Annotated in this window: 18 protein-coding genes and 4 tRNA genes; 4 read left to right on the top strand and 18 right to left on the bottom strand. The window is 39.2% G+C overall.

All coding sequences use genetic code 11. The features are described 5' to 3' along the window. Window positions 1–161 precede the first annotated feature (161 nt). From ACZ1GV_RS01515 to ACZ1GV_RS01460, 12 genes are all read right to left on the bottom strand, one after another. Window positions 162–1,292: a sodium ion-translocating decarboxylase subunit beta gene (locus tag ACZ1GV_RS01515; RefSeq protein WP_472674938.1), complete on the bottom strand. Its 1,131-nt coding sequence runs from the start codon at window positions 1,290–1,292 to the stop codon at window positions 162–164. Window positions 1,293–1,296: 4 nt separating this feature from the next. Further along, complete coding sequence (oadA, locus tag ACZ1GV_RS01510) at window positions 1,297–3,087, bottom strand: sodium-extruding oxaloacetate decarboxylase subunit alpha (RefSeq protein ID WP_472674937.1); 1,791 nt, start codon at window positions 3,085–3,087, stop codon at window positions 1,297–1,299. Window positions 3,088–3,098: 11 nt separating this feature from the next. Beyond that, complete coding sequence (locus ACZ1GV_RS01505) at window positions 3,099–3,338, bottom strand: OadG family protein (protein WP_472674936.1); 240 nt, start codon at window positions 3,336–3,338, stop codon at window positions 3,099–3,101. Between the two features lie 902 nt (window positions 3,339–4,240). Continuing rightward, window positions 4,241–4,317 (bottom strand) — tRNA-Arg (locus ACZ1GV_RS01500). A gap of 87 nt (window positions 4,318–4,404) precedes the next feature. Continuing rightward, window positions 4,405–4,481, bottom strand: a tRNA-Arg gene (locus ACZ1GV_RS01495). 22 nt (window positions 4,482–4,503) lie between these two features. Further along, window positions 4,504–4,580, bottom strand: a tRNA-Arg gene (locus tag ACZ1GV_RS01490). A 23-nt stretch (window positions 4,581–4,603) separates the two neighbouring features. Beyond that, window positions 4,604–4,696 (bottom strand) — tRNA-Ser (locus tag ACZ1GV_RS01485). Between the two features lie 189 nt (window positions 4,697–4,885). Next, complete coding sequence (gene csrA, locus ACZ1GV_RS01480; RefSeq protein ID WP_155696319.1) at window positions 4,886–5,077, bottom strand: carbon storage regulator CsrA; 192 nt, start codon at window positions 5,075–5,077, stop codon at window positions 4,886–4,888. A 118-nt stretch (window positions 5,078–5,195) separates the two neighbouring features. Continuing rightward, window positions 5,196–6,455: an aspartate kinase gene (locus ACZ1GV_RS01475; RefSeq protein ID WP_472674935.1), complete on the bottom strand. Its 1,260-nt coding sequence runs from the start codon at window positions 6,453–6,455 to the stop codon at window positions 5,196–5,198. An 11-nt stretch (window positions 6,456–6,466) separates the two neighbouring features. Next, a complete protein-coding gene (gene alaS, locus ACZ1GV_RS01470) occupies window positions 6,467–9,091 on the bottom strand; it encodes an alanine--tRNA ligase (protein WP_472674934.1) in 2,625 nt (874 codons plus the stop codon). A gap of 30 nt (window positions 9,092–9,121) precedes the next feature. Continuing rightward, the gene (locus tag ACZ1GV_RS01465; protein ID WP_472674933.1) at window positions 9,122–9,604 is read right to left on the bottom strand and encodes a regulatory protein RecX; all 483 of its coding nucleotides are present in this window, start codon (window positions 9,602–9,604) and stop codon (window positions 9,122–9,124) included. After that, complete coding sequence (locus ACZ1GV_RS01460) at window positions 9,605–10,348, bottom strand: hypothetical protein (protein ID WP_472674932.1); 744 nt, start codon at window positions 10,346–10,348, stop codon at window positions 9,605–9,607. A 134-nt stretch (window positions 10,349–10,482) separates the two neighbouring features. Here ACZ1GV_RS01460 and ACZ1GV_RS01455 point away from each other — a divergent pair, with 134 nt between their 5' ends. Beyond that, window positions 10,483–11,694 carry a GNAT family N-acetyltransferase gene (locus tag ACZ1GV_RS01455; protein WP_472674931.1) on the top strand — a complete coding sequence of 404 codons (1,212 nt, stop codon included), beginning with the start codon at window positions 10,483–10,485 and terminating at the stop codon, window positions 11,692–11,694. A 42-nt stretch (window positions 11,695–11,736) separates the two neighbouring features. On the opposite strand, the gene ACZ1GV_RS01450 is transcribed toward ACZ1GV_RS01455, so the two are convergent. Continuing rightward, the gene (locus tag ACZ1GV_RS01450) at window positions 11,737–12,633 is read right to left on the bottom strand and encodes a methyl-accepting chemotaxis protein (protein ID WP_472674930.1); all 897 of its coding nucleotides are present in this window, start codon (window positions 12,631–12,633) and stop codon (window positions 11,737–11,739) included. Window positions 12,634–12,972: 339 nt separating this feature from the next. On the opposite strand from ACZ1GV_RS01450, the gene ACZ1GV_RS01445 reads away from it, so the two are divergent. Continuing rightward, window positions 12,973–14,205, top strand: a complete 1,233-nt coding sequence (locus ACZ1GV_RS01445; protein ID WP_472674929.1) for an EAL and HDOD domain-containing protein — start codon at window positions 12,973–12,975, stop codon at window positions 14,203–14,205. Here the strand turns inward: ACZ1GV_RS01445 and ACZ1GV_RS01440 are convergent. Then, complete coding sequence (locus ACZ1GV_RS01440; RefSeq protein WP_472674928.1) at window positions 14,202–14,540, bottom strand: ComEA family DNA-binding protein; 339 nt, start codon at window positions 14,538–14,540, stop codon at window positions 14,202–14,204. The genes ACZ1GV_RS01445 and ACZ1GV_RS01440 overlap by 4 nt on opposite strands. Before the next feature lie 93 nt (window positions 14,541–14,633). Further along, entirely contained in the window at window positions 14,634–15,503 is an 870-nt protein-coding gene (locus ACZ1GV_RS01435) for a hydrogen peroxide-inducible genes activator (RefSeq protein WP_472674927.1), read from the bottom strand. Between the two features lie 162 nt (window positions 15,504–15,665). On the opposite strand from ACZ1GV_RS01435, the gene ACZ1GV_RS01430 reads away from it, so the two are divergent. Further along, a complete protein-coding gene (locus ACZ1GV_RS01430) occupies window positions 15,666–15,938 on the top strand; it encodes a hypothetical protein (protein WP_472674926.1) in 273 nt (90 codons plus the stop codon). A 6-nt stretch (window positions 15,939–15,944) separates the two neighbouring features. Beyond that, complete coding sequence (locus ACZ1GV_RS01425) at window positions 15,945–16,124, top strand: DUF2970 domain-containing protein (RefSeq protein ID WP_210560326.1); 180 nt, start codon at window positions 15,945–15,947, stop codon at window positions 16,122–16,124. 26 nt (window positions 16,125–16,150) lie between these two features. On the opposite strand, the gene ACZ1GV_RS01420 is transcribed toward ACZ1GV_RS01425, so the two are convergent. From ACZ1GV_RS01420 to aroB, 3 genes are read right to left on the bottom strand one after another with little or no spacing between them, the layout of a single operon-like run. Then, window positions 16,151–16,978, bottom strand: a complete 828-nt coding sequence (locus ACZ1GV_RS01420) for a Dam family site-specific DNA-(adenine-N6)-methyltransferase (RefSeq protein WP_210560327.1) — start codon at window positions 16,976–16,978, stop codon at window positions 16,151–16,153. Between the two features lie 8 nt (window positions 16,979–16,986). Next, entirely contained in the window at window positions 16,987–18,474 is a 1,488-nt protein-coding gene (locus tag ACZ1GV_RS01415) for an AAA family ATPase (RefSeq protein WP_472674925.1), read from the bottom strand. Then, entirely contained in the window at window positions 18,471–19,538 is a 1,068-nt protein-coding gene (gene aroB, locus ACZ1GV_RS01410) for a 3-dehydroquinate synthase (protein ID WP_472674924.1), read from the bottom strand. The genes ACZ1GV_RS01415 and aroB overlap by 4 nt, the downstream gene beginning before the upstream one ends. Between the last annotated feature and the right edge of the window lie 6 nt (window positions 19,539–19,544).

The following is a 19,544-nucleotide window of genomic DNA, read 5'->3' as shown; positions in this document are numbered from 1 at the left end:
TTAAAAAATTAAATTGGATGTACATAGGACGGGATAAAAGTATAACAAACGAACACTATTCCAACAATGAAGATGTGATAGTTTATTTGCAAAAAAAAAGCCCATTCATTTTTCAATAAATAGGCTTTTGTTTTTATAATGTTACGATTTCATCCCGGCACCTAGCCAACAAGAGCTAAAAGAATACCCGCAGCTACTGCTGAGCCCAATACACCCGCAACATTTGGTCCCATCGCATGCATTAACAAGAAGTTATGCGGATTTGCTTCCAGACCAACTTTATTGACAACTCGCGCTGCCATTGGAACTGCTGAAACTCCGGCAGCACCAAGAAGTGGGTTGATCGGTTTGTCGCTAAACTTAGACATCAGCTTGGCCATCAGTACTCCCGTGCCAGTACCAATACTAAAGGCTACCGCGCCTAGTCCTAATATACCTAGCGTTTCTAGCGTTAGAAATTGTTCTGCACTAAGTTTAGAGCCAACCGCTAATCCTAAAAAGATGGTTACTATGTTGATAAGTTCGTTTTGTGCTGTGTTACTTAAACGATCTACTACTCCCGACTCTTTCATCAAATTACCTAAACAGAACATGCCGACTAACGGAGTTGCTGCTGGTAAAAATAGAATTGTTAACATAAGAACGGCTAACGGAAAAAGGATTTTCTCTTTTTTGCTGACAACTCGAAGTTGCTCCATTTTTATTTGTCGTTCTTCCGGTGTAGTTAGCGCTTTCATAATAGGCGGTTGAATAATAGGAACCAAAGCCATATATGAATACGCCGCAACAGCAATCGCTCCTAATAAATCCGGGGCAAGTTTAGAGGCAAGAAAGATAGCCGTTGGACCATCTGCACCGCCTATGATGGCTATTGCCGATGCGTCCTTTAACGTGAATTCAAACCCTGGTACTAAATTCAGTGCAATGGCGCCAAATAAAGTGGCAAATATCCCAAACTGCGCGGCAGCACCAAGAAGCAACATTCTTGGATTAGCTATAAGCGCACTAAAGTCCGTCATTGCACCTACGCCCATGAATATGAGTAATGGGAATACTCCAGTTTCTATACCCACATAATAGATATAATAAAGCACACCACCTGGCTCTGTGAAACCAGCAAGTGGAATGTTTGCTAATATCGCGCCAAAACCAATCGGCAATAACAATAGCGGCTCAAAACCTTTTTTAATCGCCAAAAATAACAGTAAGCAACCAACCAGCATCATTACAATTTGACCAATTTCAAAATTAGCCAATGCCGTTGACGCCCACAAAATTTGTAAGCCTTCCATATAATTATCCTATGCTTAACAATACGTCGCCAGTTGACACTGCATCGCCTTCTTTACATTCAACAGATACAACCTCGCCAGCATGCTGCGCACGAACTTCTGTTTCCATTTTCATTGCCTCTAAGATAATAACTACATCGCCCTCTTGAACGACGTGGCCAGGCTTAACTAATACTTTAAATATATTACCTGCTAATGGCGCTTCTAAAGGTGTAGACGACGTGGGGTTTACCGCCTGAACTGGTGATGCTGGATTAGAAGAAGATGGCGCAGGCTCTACGCTTGCTATAGTGCCTGACGGTGCGACAACAACCTCGTAGGCTTTACCATCTACCGATACTGAATAAGCTTCAACCTCGTTGCCTTTGGATTTGATATCTGCTGGTTCTGATGATTTAGTTTCAAGTCCCGTCGGCGCTGGTTCAAAAGCATCTGGGTTATTTCGATTCTCTAAAAACTTTAAGCCAATTTGTGGGAACAGAGCATAAGTCAGTACATCATCAACAACATCTGTTGCTAATTCAATATCATTCTCTTTGGCTTTAGTCGCTAATTCATCAGTTAGCTTATCGAGTTCGTCGTCTAGAACATCTGCTGGTCTACAAGTAATAGCTTCCGCACCATCAAGAACCTTGGCTTGTAGCTCTGAATTCACTGGTGCTGCAGTAGCGCCGTATTCACCTTTTAATACACCGGCAGTTTCTTTAGTAATTGATTTGTATCGCTCGCCAGTTAATACATTAAGAACCGCTTGTGTTCCTACAATTTGTGACGTTGGTGTAACTAAAGGTATGTAACCAAGATCTTTTCGAACAATTGGAATTTCTTTTAATACATCATCAAGTTTATCTTCTGCGCCTTGCTCTCGTAACTGATTTTCCATATTAGTTAACATTCCGCCTGGCACTTGCGCTAGCAATATACGAGAGTCAACGCCCTTTAAGCTACCTTCAAACTTTGCATATTTCTTACGGACATCACGGAAGTAGGCAGCGATTTCTGCTAACAACTCTAAATCTAAACCCGTATCGCGATCGGTTCCTTCAACAATAGCAACCATAGTTTCAGTAGCGCTGTGACCATAAGTCATACTCATTGAAGAAACAGCGGTATCGAGCATATCAATGCCTGCATCGATCGCTTTTTGATAAGTCGCTGTTGATAAGCCGGTTGTTGCATGACATTGCATCGCTATCGGTAGATCAACTGTTGCCTTTAATTCTGTAATTAACTCTTCACATTCATATGGCCTTAGTAGACCCGCCATATCTTTAATACATATCGAGTGACTACCCATGTCTTCAAGTCTTTTCGCCATATCTAACCAAGTATTTAGATTATGAACTGGCGATACGGTGTAAGAAATCGTGCCTTGCGCATGTGCACCGACATCAACCGCCGATTTAATAGCTGTCTCTAAATTTCGGATATCATTCATAGCGTCAAATATTCTAAAAACATCAACGCCATTATGGTGGGCGCGCTCTACAAACTTGCGAACAACATCATCAGCATAGTGACGATAGCCCAGTAAATTTTGTCCTCTCAACAACATTTGTTGTTTTGTGTTCGGCATTGCTTTTTTTAGCTCTCGAATACGGTGCCAAGGATCTTCACCTAAATAACGAATACACGAATCAAATGTTGCCCCTCCCCAAGATTCCATTGACCAATATCCAACTTTATCGAGCTTATCAGCAATCGGGAGCATATCTTCGAGTCGAAGACGCGTAGCGAGAAGAGATTGATGGGCGTCACGTAATACTAATTCTGTTAGTAATAAGGGCTTTTTCATTTGACAGTCCTTTACTTTTTATTTTGTTTATATTGATGGATGGCGGCACTTATTGCGGCGATAACAGGCTCTGGTGCATTTAATTTAGTGCGCGGTGCAGAATCTGGAGCTTTTAAGTTTGATGTATCACCAGCCGCAAATTTTGATAACAATTTTGTTGCAAAAATTAGCAAGGTTAAAAACACAAATACGACAACCATGCCTACTAACATTAAAATCGCAGCTTCGTACAATAACTCTGATACAGACATTACTTTTCCTTACTTAACATAAGCTTTTGAATATAAAACCATGAAATTGGAATTAAAATACATGAGCTTTATTCTCATACTTTTAGAGCTTTAACTCTTAATTAACATAAAACACTCTAAAAACAAAAGTTTTACGAAAATTTTGCAACCGTATCTTGTAAACAAAGACAGTTAAAACAAAACAAATTAATGAATAAAATTGTTTTGAGGTGCGTTTTTGTTGCTGAGTAAGTTTAGGATATAAAAGAACTAAAAGATAATATTCAAGTTTGAAAACGGAGGTTCTCATCCGACCCGAGCCGGATCTGATTTTTATGACGATATTTATTTGAGTTTGTAGATTGTTTGTTTTGAAAGAATGGCGCGCTCGGGAGGATTACTACGTACATCCTGTACTTCGCCCTTCGGGTCGCCTAAAGGCGTTTAATTTTGTTCCATACAAAATTATCGAACCTAACGGAGGTTCTCATCCAACCCGAGGCGGATCTGATTTTTATGACGATATTTTTTTGAGTTTTTAGATTGTTTGTTTCGAAAGAATGGCGCGCTCGGGAGGATTACTACGTACATCCTGTACTTCGCCCTTCGGGTCGCCTAAAGGCGTTTAATTTTGTTCCATACAAAATTATCGAACCTAACGGAGGTTCTCATCCGACCCGAGGCGGATCTGATTTTTATGACGATATTTTTTTGAGTTTTTAGATTGTTTGTTTTGAAAGAATGGCGCGCTCGGGAGGATTACTACGTACATCCTGTACTTCGCCCTTCGGGCCGCCTAAAGGCGTTTAATTTTGTTCCATACAAAATTATCGAACCTAACGGAGGTTCTCATCCGACCCGAGGCAGATCTGATTTTTATGACGATATTTTTTTGAGTTTGTAGATTGTTTGTTTTGAAAGAATGGCGCGCTCGGGAGGATTCGAACCTCCGACCGCCTGGTTCGTAGCCAGGTACTCTATCCAGCTGAGCTACGAGCGCGCAATAATCTTTAGAAACTAGTTAAACCTAGATTGAAAATTCCGTTTTTGCAGGGTTTATTTTGAATAATTTTGAGGGTATTTAAAATGGCGCGCTCGGGAGGATTCGAACCTCCGACCGCCTGGTTCGTAGCCAGGTACTCTATCCAGCTGAGCTACGAGCGCGCAATATTTAAAACTTTATGAATGGCGCGCTCGGGAGGATTCGAACCTCCGACCGCCTGGTTCGTAGCCAGGTACTCTATCCAGCTGAGCTACGAGCGCGCAATACATAAAAACACAAAGAATGGCGGAGAAGGGGGGATTCGAACCCCCGATAGGGCTACAAACCCTATACTCCCTTAGCAGGGGAGCGCCTTCAGCCACTCGGCCACCTCTCCAATCAATGCGGGGTGTATAGTAATGATCTACAAATATAAGTCAAACAAAAATTTGTAAAATCGCGTTTGTTTGCGTTGATTTTAACCAATTTAAATTAAACAGGATCAAATTTAACCATTACTAAATTATAGATATAACTATCAGATAAAAAATAAACATAAAAAAACCGGCACTAGGCCGGTTGCTGCTTATTCAGCTTCCGAAGGCGCTCCGCCTTTTTCTGCTTGAATTCGCATATAAATTTCTTCACGATGAACCGCTACCTCTTTAGGGGCATTAACACCAATTCTTACTTGGTTGCCTTTCACTCCTAAGACAGTCACGGTAACTTCATCACCGATCATTAACGTTTCACCAACACGACGAGTTAGTATAAGCATTCTAAGCTCCTTAATATGCTTACTTAGGTTTCTTTCATAAAGTGAAAGCTACATACCAGCACAAGGCTGATCTTTGCTATTCTACCTAGAGTTAAAGCATCTTACAATTGAATTGATTTTACATGTGTAATTCAAAGGCGTTATGAAGCGCCCTTACACCAAGTTCCGTATACCTTTGATCAATCAGTACTGAAATTTTAATCTCAGAGGTGGAAATCAACAACACAGGAATATGTTCTTTAGCTAATGTCGATAATACTTTTGATGCAACACCAGCATGAGTTCTCATTCCGATTCCAACTACAGAAATCTTAGCAACAGTTTCACTACCTTGCATACTTTCAGAACAAATATTTTCATTTTTTTCAATATATTGCTGTAAAAGGGACATAGTCGCCTTAAAATCGTCTAGTCCTACAGTAAATGCAAAGTCAATTTCTTTGTTGTCACGCTTAGCATTCAAGCTCTGATTAATCATATCCACTTCGATTGACTTATCGGATAACAAAGATAAAACATCTGCACCACTAAAGAAATCTACGCCAACATTTGAGAAAGAGATCATAGCTTCATCTTTTGTTGCTGCAATTCCCGAAATTAACAAGTCTTCCAATTCACTCTCCTCGTAGGTAATTAATGTGCCTTGATCTGACGTATCTTTGTTAAATGCTATGAAACTAGACAAAACTCTTAGTTTGACATTAAACCTTCCAGCTAATTCAACCGATCGCTTTTGTAATACTTTTGCGCCTAAACTCGACAACTCAATCATTTCTTCAAACGCTATTGTTTTTAGTAATTTTGCATTTGGTTCAAGTCTTGGATCTGTGGTGTAAACACCCTCAACGTCTGTAAATATTTGGCATTCATCGGCATTTATTGCTGCAGCTATTGCAACAGCTGACGTGTCCGTTCCACCCCGTCCCAACGTTGTAATATTGTTTTCTTCGTCACGTCCTTGAAAACCAGCCGCTATAACAATACGACCATGCTGTATATGTTCTCGTAAAATATCAGCTTGAATTGAAACGATGCGAGCCTTACCAAACGTCGATGTAGTTCGAATACCAATTTGATCGGCTAGTAGAGAAATTGCTGAAAAGCCTCTCGAAACGAGAGCAATAGATAAAAGAGATGCGCTAACCTGCTCACCTGAAGACATCAAAACGTCTAGCTCACGGCTTGCCGAGCTCGCATAGTTAGGTGCGACTTGCTCGGCCAGATTGATAAGTCGGTTTGTTTCTCCGCTCATAGCGGATACAACAACCACAACTTGATGTCCTTGCTGGACCGTATGAATTATTCGATCAGCGACAGCATTGATACGTTCAATAGAACCTACCGATGTGCCGCCATATTTTTGTACGAATAGTGCCAATGCACAAATGCCTAGCTAAGTTTATTTAATAAAAACTCATCCGCAGCTTTAATCGCAAGCTCAACGTTTTCTGGTTGTGAACCACCAGCTTGGGCCATATCAGGACGACCTCCGCCTTTACCACCAACCTCAGCAGCAGCAACGTTAACTAGCTCGCCAGCTTTAACTTTACCAACAAGATCTTTGGTTACACCAGCAATTAAACTTACTTTGCCACTTGATGTAGCAGCAAGCAATAACGCTACAGAGCCAATTTTATTTTTTAAATCATCGACTAGACCGCGCAATGACTTAGGATCTGCCTCGCCTAAATTAACAAGCAAAACATTAACGCCATTTACAACTTTAATTTGCTCAGACAAGTTACTACCTTGCGCACTTGCCATTTTATCTTGTAATCCACGGAGCTCTTTTTCTAACGTTTTAGTGCGTAAAATTGACTGCTCAACTTTTTCGACCAGCGCACTTGGTTCCGACTTCAGAGCAGCTGCAGCGTTTGCAATTACAGACTCAAGATCATGTACATGCTCTATCGCTGCTAAACCGGTCACGGCCTCGATACGGCGAACACCAGCAGCAATACCCGCTTCACTAATTATTTTAAATAAACCGATATCACCTGTACGACTAACATGTGTACCACCACAAAGCTCGATAGAATAATCGCCCATTGTGACTACTCGAACTTCGTCGTCATACTTTTCGCCGAACAGCGCCATTGCGCCTTTCTCTTTCGCTGCATCAATCGCCATTACTTCGGTGTTAAGTGGTAAATTGCGTTGTATTTGTAGGTTTACTTGTAACTCCACTTCTCTAAGCTGTTCCGCTGTTACGCCTTCGTAATGGGAAAAATCAAAGCGAAACTTATCCGCTTCAACTAATGAACCTTTCTGTCCAACATGCTCTCCTAATACATTTCTTAACGCCGCATGTATCAGATGCGTTGCAGAGTGATTTTTCTTTATTGCATTTCGACGTGCCGAATCAATTTTACTGCTAACGTCGTCGCCTAATTTAATGTTGCCATTTGCAGTGCCGTAGTGAGCGACTGCGTTACCTAATTTTTGCGTATCAGCAACAACAAAAGTACCGCCCGCAACTTGAATTTCGCCCTTGTCACCAGACTGACCACCAGACTCAGCATAAAAAGGAGTGCTGTCCAATATTACTATGCCTTGATGACCATCAGAAAGTTCATCGACAGAAGCACCGTTTGCAAACAGTTCAACGACTTTGCCGGCAAATTCTTCGTTGTCGTAACCAGTAAACTCACTCTGTTGTTGTGATGTTAATTGGTTATTGTAGTCAGCTTTAAATGATGAAGCGGCTTGTGATTTTTTACGTTGCTCTAACATGTGAGCTTCAAAACCCGACTCATCAATTGTTAGCTCTTTTTCTCTCGCAATGTCTGCTGTCAAATCGGCAGGGAAGCCATAAGTATCATAAAGACTGAATACTACCGAACCTGGAATTTCGCTACCTTCAAGAGTCGATAACTGCGACTCTAACATCGCTAAACCGCGCTCTAAGGTTTTTGCAAACTGCTCTTCTTCAATTCTCAACATTTTTTCTACTACCGCTTGTTTTTGAGCAAGCTCAGGATAGGCTTCACCCATTTGCTCAACAAGCGTAGATACTAGTTTATTGAAAAACAGTCCTTTTGCTCCTAATTGATGTCCGTGTCTTACCGCTCTTCGAATAATTCGGCGTAGAACATATCCACGGCCTTCATTCGAAGGCATGACTCCATCCACGATTAGAAACGAACATGAACGAATGTGGTCGGCAATAACTCTCAAGGACTTATTTTCTAAATCTTGTACGTTTAACAACGTGGCTGTCGCTTTGATTAGATTTTGGAAAATATCAATTTCATAGTTTGAGTGAACGCCTTGTAATATTGCTGCAATTCGTTCAATACCCATCCCCGTATCCACAGATGGCTTCGGCAATTTAGCCATTTCACCATCAGCTGATCGGTTAAATTGCATGAATACAATATTCCAAATTTCGATAAAACGGTCACCATCCTCTTCTGGAGATCCTGGAGGCCCTCCCCAAATATGCTCACCGTGATCATAGAATATTTCAGAACATGGCCCACAAGGACCTGTATCACCCATAGACCAAAAGTTGTCTGACTCGAATTTTTTATCTGCAGATTTATCACCAATGCGGATTATTTTTTCAGCTGGAACGCCTATTTTTTTGTTCCAAATATCAAACGCTTCATCATCAGTTTCATAAACAGTTACTAATAGTTTTTCTTCTGGTAGACCAAGTACTTGAGTTAAAAACTCCCACGCGTATTGAATTGCATCAAGTTTAAAATAGTCACCAAAACTAAAATTGCCTAGCATCTCAAAGAAAGTATGGTGGCGGGCGGTATAACCGACGTTTTCTAAATCATTGTGCTTACCACCAGCTCTAACACAACGCTGAGAACTAGTAGCTCGAGTATATGGTCGCTGTTCCGCACCTAAAAAAACATCTTTAAATGGCACCATCCCAGCATTAGTAAATAATAGTGTTGGATCGTTACCTGGCACTAATGAACTTGAAGCCACCACTTGGTGTTGCTTAGAGGCAAAAAAATCTAAAAAGGCAGTTCTTAAACTGGCAGTTGTATTGTACATGTGCGTTACCTAAAAAGTTGTATTAGTCGCTCAATCTTCGTTTGGCGACATTGCATAATTAATTTGATCAATCGAAAAACCTCGATATTGCATATATCGAAAACGTTTCGCTCGTTCTTTATATTCTTCAATGGTGGTTTCACCATACTTTCTCATATACGTTGCTTTAGCTTGCTCAAACCAGTCTACAGACTGCTCTTCAATACAAGCTTTAGCATCGGTGTCCTTTATTCCATGCTGCTTCAAGTCATTAATAATTCTAAACGCACCTAATCCAGCGGATATTTTGCTTCTAACAAATGCGGCTGTATAACGTTTTTCACTTAACCAGTCATTTTCAATTAAACGAACGATTAAATCATCTTTCATTTCTTGAATTAGACAGACTTTATCTAGCTTTTTTGAAAAGTCTGCAATTGAATAATCTCTTTTCGACAACCAGTAAAGGGCCCTGTTGTAGAGCTTTTTAGGATCTGTAATCGGATCGTATTGTACCGGTTGTTTAAAACTCATTTATTGTTCTATGTCACTATCTCGATTTGATGAGACTGTACTTTCAACAAACGCATCATCAGTCGCAGGTTTCACCGGTTGATAAATATCCAAAAAGGCCTGTAAAAATGCAACTGTTGTGATTGCATATGCGATTAACCAACCAAAAATAATTAACGGCATACTCACCATTACAATTAACAACACTATTAAACCAAATACTGTTAATGGCATTGCATTTATCCAACAGGCTTTAAAACTATTTTTTAGAATTGTCGACAAAGGTGTTTCAGGCGCAACCCATGCAGTGGGGGCAGCAAACGCCGTTATCATTGCGTTCACGAAAAATAATATGGCCAATAACAATACATCAGAAAATGACGGTAACTTTTGCTCGGCGAATAACAACTGCATATCGCTCGCTACCATGGTAATTGGTATAGATAATATCAAGGTTACCGCTGCGATTCTTAACAACACGGCATATTTAGGAATCTGTCCTAAATACTGAAAGATATCTGGTACATCTGTTGGCTCGTTATGTTCTACATTTGATGTTACTTGATAAAAGCCTAATGATATAAAAGGCATTAAGAACAACACGATAAAATTCGCATATGGAATAAATGCGGGAAGAATTGAAATAACTATTATAATGGCGCTCATTGCCATAAAAACCGCTGGTTTTAGAGTAAAAATTTTCCAAGCCTGTTTTACCCATGTAAATCCGGCAAAGGCTTTAGCTCTTGTTACTTCTAATTGCATATTTTAAAGTCTACTCTAGATGGTGGGTTTAAAAATTTAATGTACAGATTATATAAAATTAGGCGTTAATAATACCCTAATCAATATCTATTTCCATCAACTAAACTACGAATAACATGACATTGAGGCAATTTGTGCGCGAAGTTAAAGCTAATGAAAATTTAATATTGCCTAATTCCTGGCGTGTCTTGTCTTCAATCAACGATTTAACTGCAAATCAAAAGCGTATTTTATTCGCTAATGTGAACTGTCCTTTCCACTCTTTTGAATTTTTAGCTGCATTAGAAAATAGTGGTAGCATCGGTCAAGGTACAGGATGGATTCCAGAGTATCTATTGTGCGAAGACAGCGACGATAAATATGGTTTACTAATCGGCTATCAAAAGACTGACTCCTATGGTGAATACGTGTTTGATTGGGCATGGGCAGATGCTTTTCATCGAAATGGCATTCATTACTATCCCAAATATACTATTGGCATCCCCTTTTCTCCTGTTCCTTGTCGCAAACTTGTTGGCAACTTAACGCTAAGTATGAATGAGGCTTTAAGCATTGCTTTCCAATACGCTGAGTCAAATCAATATTCCGGTGTTCACTTATTATTCGCAGAAAAAGAAATTAACGATGCGAAGAACTTTATTACCCGTAAAGGCCATCAGTTCCATTGGTTCAATAATAGGAATATCGCGAAGTTAGATGCAATTGACGAGTGTTTATTGCAAAACGAATCCAATCAATTTAAAAGTTTCACAGACTTTTTGTCGATATTGACGGCTCGCAAGCGAAAAATGATTTTAAAAGAGAGAAGTAAAGTTAAAAGTCATTTTTCATTTAGCTGGAAAAGCGGCGAACAAATTACTAATGACGAGTTAAATGCATTTTATTTGAGTTATCAAAGTACTTATATCAAACGTGGTCGTTCAGGCTATCTTTCACTTGCCTTTTTTCAAGAGATATTCAAATCATTAGCAACAAAAGTTAGACTCCTCCTGTGTTTTAAAGAAGACGAAATCGTTGCAACTGCACTTTACTTCGTTGATGAAGATACACTTTATGGGCGTTATTGGGGAGCGTTGGCGGAGTTTGATTATTTGCACTTTGAAGCGTGTTACTACCAAGGCATAGAGTATTGCATAAAGCACAAAATAAAACGTTTCAACCCTGGCACTCAGGGTGAGCATAAGATCGCTCGGGGATTTAAGCCGGTTGAGACAACTTCGTTGCACTCAATTTTTCTACAACCTTTTCACGACGCGATAGAACGATTTTGTAATGAGGAGTCTGTCCACAACGAGGCTTATATTAGTGCTTGTAGTGAAAGACTCCCTTATAAACTAGATTTATAAACGGCATCGCCAACAATTAATTGGCATTAAATAAAGTTCTTGTTACTTATTTTTTAACGATTCAATTAACTGAGCGCTTAACGCTAAGTTTTGCGACGAGCCAGAAACGGTTTGCTCTGTTTCTTCTCTTATTTGCGCTAAATGATTCAGTATGTCTTGTGAGGACGTTAATTGATGCTGCACCATAGTAATAGTTTGTTCAACCGATGACTTGCTGGTTTCAGCAAGTTCCGCTAAAGCACTAAGGCGAGATGTGGTTTCATCTGCAATGCTAACGGAGGTATCCATTAAGTTTTCAACTTCAGACTGTTTAGTAATAATGGATGAAGATATATCCATGATTTTTTTCATTTCAGTTTGAATTTGGTCTGCCGAACTATTGGCGGTATTTGCTAATGAACGAACCTCATCTGCAACGACCGCAAAACCACGCCCATGTTCACCCGCTCGGGCGGCTTCGATGGCGGCGTTTAGTGCTAACAAGTTTGTTTGTTCGGCGATACCTTTAATCGATTCAACTAGGTGGTCAATATTTTTACTGTTTTCATCTAATGACGATAGCAACTGCGTGAATTCTGAAATAAAAGTTGCAGAGCTTTTAATGGTATTTACCAAACTCGCTAACTGTTCAATTGACTCTTGGCTCATTTGGTAGGTTTCATTGGCACTTTCTTGAGAGCTTGAAGAGTTGATTTCTATTTCATTACTCTGATCTAGAAACGCAGTAATTTCTTGAAATCCTGCATCTATTGAATGCAGCTTTTCTTCCGCTACCTCGTTTACACTTTTGGCAGTTTCATGAATTTTATGGGCAATTTCTAACGAGTTACTATTAGAGAAACTGTCATAAGCAAGCGCTTTCTCTTTAAGTTCGTTTAATTCTCGTATACTTACCGTTGTGTGTCCGTCAGGGATAGACGGTTTCAAAAAATTCAACATTAGTGTAAACCTTCGGTTTTTTATCTAATTAAAGTTTAAAACAACAAACAAACTAACCTTCGTAGAAAATTTATTGTTATTCATTAGTAATTTTAGTTTAGACGTTATCGGACAAAATCGAAAAATCTTTATCTTTTACTAGTAACTTCGACTAATTATAGTATGGAATCAAAAAGTTATTAAAAATATATTTGAGAATATTCTATAAATAGAAAAACGAGCAAAACGAAACGCTAGCAACATGAATTTATTAATAAATAAGATGAGTTTTTGTGGAATTACGTCTAGAATCACACAAGCTAATAATTGAACGACCAAACTAATTTCGGTGATTTTTTAATGTACTTTTACGCGGCGCGCCAACCCATTTTGGATGCTGACAAAAACCTTTATGCCTATGAACTTCTTTTTCGAGATGGCGTAGACAACGTGTTCCCAGATGTTGACGGTGACATGGCTACTTCTAGAATTATTGAGGGAGCACAAATAAATTTCGGTTTGGAAGATTTAACAGACGGCAAACCTGCCTTTATCAATTTCACCCTCGAAACTATAGTCAAAAAATACCCTAGCATGATGTCTCCCAATTCGCTTGTTGTTGAGCTGTTAGAGACGATACAACCGGGTAAAAGGTTACTCGCTGAAGTGCAAAAGCTACACGAGTTAGGCTACACCATTGCACTTGACGATTATGAGCATAAGCCCGTTTGGAAGCACTTTTATCCTTATATACAAATGATAAAAATTGATCTTCGCAGTATGCCTCAAGACGAAATTTTACAAGTTCTGGAAGATCTCAAAGCGTATCCAGAAATTATAATGCTGGCGGAAAAAGTAGAAACATTGGAAGAGTTTGAGTGGTGCAAAAAAGCCGGCTTCACTTATTTTCAAGGCTTTTTCTTTTCCAAACCAGAAATGGTAAAAACAAAAAACCTTTCTCCGGCACAAATGACGTTAGCTGAACTTTTATACGAGACATCAAACGAAGACGTAAACATCCCTAAAATTACACAAGTTTTTGAACGAGATATTAACCTTTCGTACAAACTGCTCAGATACGCAAACTCCGCTGCATTCTCAAGAGTTAGTGAAATATCAACGATTAAGCAAGCTATTATCGCTTTGGGTCATTTAGAGCTAAAGAAGTTTATCTCTCTTCTTTTTTCTACACAGGCAAACAGCTCAAAGCCTGATGAACTGTTAAAAATGTCTATGGTCAGAGCGCGATTCTGTGAACAACTTGCCCTAGCAGAAAAAAGCCAGGATATAGGCAAAGCGTTTTTAACTGGAATGATGTCACTAATTGATGCAATTTTAGATGAAACAATTGAAAAGGTAATGGAACAGTTACCTTTAGCTAATGAAATCAAGGTCGCCCTAATAAATAATGAAGGTAAGTTAGCTGAATTTCTTAGACTGGCCAAAGCTTATGAGAGAGGCGATTGGGAGTCAGAGTCTGAAGCGGAAAAAGCGTTAGGTCTTGTTGGTGTGCAAGTGCCTGAGATTTACGCAAGTGCGCTAAATTGGGCGGATGAGCAAATCTCAGTACTTCAGAGCAATAGTGAACTCTAAACCTTTAATACCAGTTTAAGTTTGGCCAATGCTTTTTGGCCAATACCTTTCACTTCTATAAGTTCGTCAATTGTTTTAAACCCACCAATTTCACGTCTGTATTGAATGATAGCAGCAGCTTTTGATGGCCCTATGCCTTTTACCGCAACAAGTTGCTCTGCCGTTGCTTCATTTACGTCTAGCTTTGAATTTGTAGACTGTTCCGCAACTTGCGTTTTTTGATCGATACCTTGCAACTGAACAGCTCTGTTTTCATTAGTTACTTCACTTGAATGAACAAACTGAGCACCGAAAATACCAGCAAATAAAAGCGATACAATAATTAAACTTTTCATAATTTCTCCTTGAGTGGGACTTATTTCCCACCCTAAGGTTTAACTAAGAACGTTTAATTTTCGAGTGCAGTTCAGTTCAGTTTTAAGTCCAGTTTACAGTAACTTATTATCGACCACTGCTTTAAACATAGAGCTTACAGCTACGTAAAACTCGCGACGTTGACTGGTCTTTCGCCACACTAAGCTGAGGTTTCTGGCTGCATTTTCATATCCTAAAGGCTCTGAAACTAACTCAGAGTGATTTAATACGCCCGAGTTTATGGCAAGTTTTGGTAAGTACGTTTCTCCTTTATGTCCCTCAACCATAGCTAAAAGAGAATTTAGGCTACTTGCTTGAAATGGATGGATATGAGAGTTGTCGGTCAAATGACAGCCTGAAATGGCGTGATCAGATAAGCAATGCTCACTCTCCAATAAGTATATTTGACCATTCGTGTTATCGGGATGTGAAACCTTAAAAAATGGGTCTCTCGCTAAGGTAAGCTCAACAAATTCCGTAGTGTCGTAAGGTGTTGCTAACAGCACCATATCTAGTTGCCCACTACGAAGTAACGCTAAACTGTTTTCAGATGTGTCTTCGCGCAAAAAGAGTTTTAAGTTAGGGTAAGTTTTACTACTGTGACGGATTAGCTCAGATAACACAAACGGGGCAATCGTTGGGATAATACCAACGTGTAACTCACCTACAAACTCATCACCATTGGAGGTAGACGTTGCAACAAGATCTGAACTTAATTCAATTATTTTCCGAGCTTTGAGCACAACATCTTGGCCTAACGCAGTGAAAACAAATGTTTTATGATCTCGCTCAACCAGTTGTGAGTCTAACTGCTCTTCCAACGCCTGAATTGCACTTGATAATGTAGATTGAGAAACAAAACACTTCTTGGCAGCCTGACCAAAATGACCAGTATCATGGAGTGCAACTAAATATTTTAGTTGTTGTAGTTTAGGCAATTTCATATGTTTACAAATCCCGTAAAATTATCTGTGCATAATAACACATATGAAAAATTAACTTTTTTCATATTTACCTCAAAAAGTTGGTGATTTATCGCACTAGTCATGTAAAGTAGCAAATTAACATTATGCTTATTACTCAAACTTGTTTAGGGAGGCAGTCAAATGATTAAACCCTTAAAATTTGTTGCCGCTTCGCTGTTTTTCGTCGGAATAGGATTATCAGTCAATGCTGACGGTATTTCGTGCCTGACTGAAAAAGAAGAAGTAACTGAGTGCTCACCTGTAGTTGTAAAAAAACCAACATGGTGGGGCTGGATTACTGACAGCAATACAACACAGTTTCATTTTTTTGATTTAATCGAATTGATGTATGGTGAAGAGACCAATAAATACCCTGAGTTCTCTGATAACACCCCGAGTAAAAGCATAAGGTAATTCAATTTGAATTTAATTCAGGCGTTTAAAAGCGTAGCAGCGGCTTTCTTTGGCGTGCAAAAATCTGAGACACATAAAAAAGATTTTGCCACCGACACTCCTTTTCCTTTTATATTAGCCGGCGTCATACTGGCCGTGGGGCTGGTTTTATTACTCATCACTATCGTAAATCTGGTACTATCTTGATCTGTTAAAAGGCATGGCGTTTAAAATCAATCTGATTTAGCCGCGTAAAACGCAAAAATCTCACTGACTTTTTGTCTTCCAGCTCCATTTTGACTTATGCTTCTTGCTACCTTTACAAAACTTTGATCGCCTTGATCATATAACTTTCTCGTCAACTCAGTATCATGATTACTTATTAATACTGGTATATTTCTTTTAAATGCAGCTCTTTCCGCAACCTGAGCTAACTTAGCTTGTTCGTTGGCATCAAATCCACCAGTTGCGTAACTAGTGAAATTAGCTGTGGAAGACAGAGGTGCATATGGAGGATCACAATAGATTACTGAGCCCTTGCGTGCTCTAGAGAACGTCTTTTTGTAGTCTTCACAAACAAATTTTGCTTTTTTAGCCTTTTCGGAAAAAGCGAAAATTTCGTCTTCAGGAAAGTAAGGTTTGCCATAATCGCCAAATGGGACGTTAAAACCACCTTTTAAATTGTAACGACATAAACCATTAAAGCCGTGGCGATTTAAATACAGAAATAACAAAGATCTTAGATAAGGATCGTTTGTTTCATTAAACTCTTTTCTAAGTCCGTAATACGCGACTTTATCGTTATTTTTAGGAACGAATAGCTTTTTTGCGTCTTTAACAAATGTAACAGGTCTAGCTTTTACATACTTATACAAAGTGATTAAATCTGGATTTACGTCGTTTAATAAGTAGTTGTCATAATCTGAGTTTAAAAATACTGAACCAGCGCCAACAAACGGCTCAATCAACTTTTTACCTTCCGGCAAACGGCTGTTTATTTGTTCTACCAAGCTATATTTTCCACCGGCCCACTTTAAAAAGGCTCTCGTTTTCTTTTTCATCTATAACTCTATTGGCTTATGGATTCATTAAATGACTTTATTTGTTGCTGTATGGCATCAACTGACTTTGCCCAAGCATTATTATCTATCTTCTTTGCTGTTTCCCTTGCTGAAGATATGGTATCAAAAACACCATAAGTCACGACTAACCAATCTGAATTATTTCTACTAATTTTATATATTCGAGTCTGAGTTGAATCTAAATTTCGGGCTTTTAAATAACTTTCTAACGTTGACTCTTGACTCACTGCCGTTAACTGCAACACGTATTTTGATGAAGGTAAGCTCATCATTTGACTATTATTAATTTCATAGCCTGCAACTTTTAATACTTCAATCGGAGGCAATACATCTGACGATTGTTTAGGTGTATTTTCGGGTTCGATAATTTTGTTTTCTGTACTATCAATCGCAGCTTCAGAGTCTTGAGAAAGAATTTGTGAACCTTCATTTACCGGATTATTTTCACGATTTAGATGTTCTATGCTATCAGATGTATCTTCGGCAATATTTGTATCAATAGGCGCGATAACCGCCTCTTTAACTGGCGTCTCTGGTTGCATCGATACTTGCAAGGCCGACACTATATCTTGACGAGTTGCTTTATCAACGATGTCATCTTTTAGTTTAGCTTGATTTACTTGTTTCTTAACTTTAGCGCTGGACCAGTCTGAAACTATGGGCTCTGGAATAGATTTAACCGTGCTTTCTGATAAAGGCTTAGGTAGCGTTTGCGAAGGTGTGAAATATTGTCGATAAACATATACACCAATGGCTAGAAGCAAGCTTACAAGCACTAAGCTTGACACCCAAAGCTTTAAGTTCATCTGTAAAGGGCTAACTACTTTAAAGCTGTCTGATGTATCAAAAGCAAGTAGTTGAATAGGATTACCTTGAGAGTTCTCAATCCATCGCTTTACTTTTGCACTATCTGCAGAGGGTAAATTTTCAAAGGACTGTTTTAATAAGGTATAGCTTTCTTTTTCATTGAAGCGTGGAATAGCCAATACACTTATCATAGCCGAAGTAATGCTAGCTAGCGTTTTTGACATTTGTTTGTCAAATGCGATTAGTACCGAAATGTTTAGACCACGCTTTTTCAACTCCGCGACAACTTGTAACAGCTCGCCGACTAGCTGACCCGATAAAAAATGACCATTATCAATAGCAAGTAGTATCTGACTGTCACCAGAGAATTCTAGAAAGGCGTTTAACAATGGCTTTTCAGGATCAAATAAAACGTTTCCAAACAGCTGCTCGATAATGCGACTTCTTACCTGAATATCATTTAATGAGTTAGTCGCTGTTATATAACATTTATTCGCGTTAGGAAGTGCTGACGTCAGTAACTCTTCAAGCAAGGTGGTTTTACCTATGCCCACAGCACCTTCCATCGCCACAATTCCCGTCTGAGCTAATAGCTCTTGAACAGTTTCCAAAAATTGAAGACGTGAAGGAGGAATATAAAAGCCGTTTGCTAATGTATTATTCGTCATTCCAGTATTTTTTGTAGTTCTTTTTCGCTGACATCTGAAACCAGTATCGCTTGACCAAGTGATTTGGGCAATATAAATCTGATCGTTTGGGATAGTACCTTTTTGTCTTTTTTCATATGCTTAAGATACGAGGCAAGGTTCATGTTGGCTGGACCTTCAACCGGCAAATTAAACAACTTTAACAAGTTAACGACTCTAGTAACGTCATCCTGAGATAACCACCCTCGTACTTCTGCAAGCGTCGCTGCTTGGACCATACCTACGGCAACTGCCTCACCATGAAGCCAGTTACCATAACCCTGCTCTGCTTCTATGGCATGACCAAATGTATGGCCTAAATTTAATAGTGCTCTTACACCCTGCTCTTTTTCGTCTTGACTAACAATGTCAGCTTTTAGTTGACAGCATTTTGCAATGACATATGACAGCACAGCCTTATCTAGTGACATTATTTGAGCTGCATTTGCTTCTAGATATTCAAAAAAGTCTTTATCACCTAATATGCCGTATTTTACTACTTCAGCTAACCCAGCTGATAGTTCTCTTGCGGGCAAAGTTGATAGCGACTCGACATCTATAATCACCGCTTTAGGCTGATAAAAGGCCCCTATCATATTTTTACCAAGTGGGTGATTTACTGCAGTTTTGCCGCCAACAGATGAATCAACTTGGGACAATAAAGTCGTTGGTATTTGTATAAAATCGACGCCGCGCATAAAGGTAGCAGCTACAAAGCCGGTAATATCGCCAACAACACCACCACCTAGTGCTATTAAAGTTACGTCTCGGCTAACCTGTTGCTCTAGCAAAAACGACATTATGCGCTCGTAGGTATACAAGGTTTTATGCTGTTCGCCATCTTCCATTTGAAAATAACGGACGTCATAGTTTTCAAGCGATAACGCGATCGAAGTCTTAAAAATCGGCAATACGGTTTCATTGGAAACGACGACGACTTGACGAGACTTGATATGAGGGGTGAGCAAGCTATTTAAGTTATCAATACCTTGCTCAATATAAATTGGGTAGCTGTGTTCCGCCAGATTTACTGTAAGGCTTTTCATTCACAG

The sequence above is a fragment of the Psychrosphaera sp. HA2-10 genome, assembly GCF_055693745.1.
This window is presented reverse-complemented; position numbering and strand designations above follow the sequence as displayed.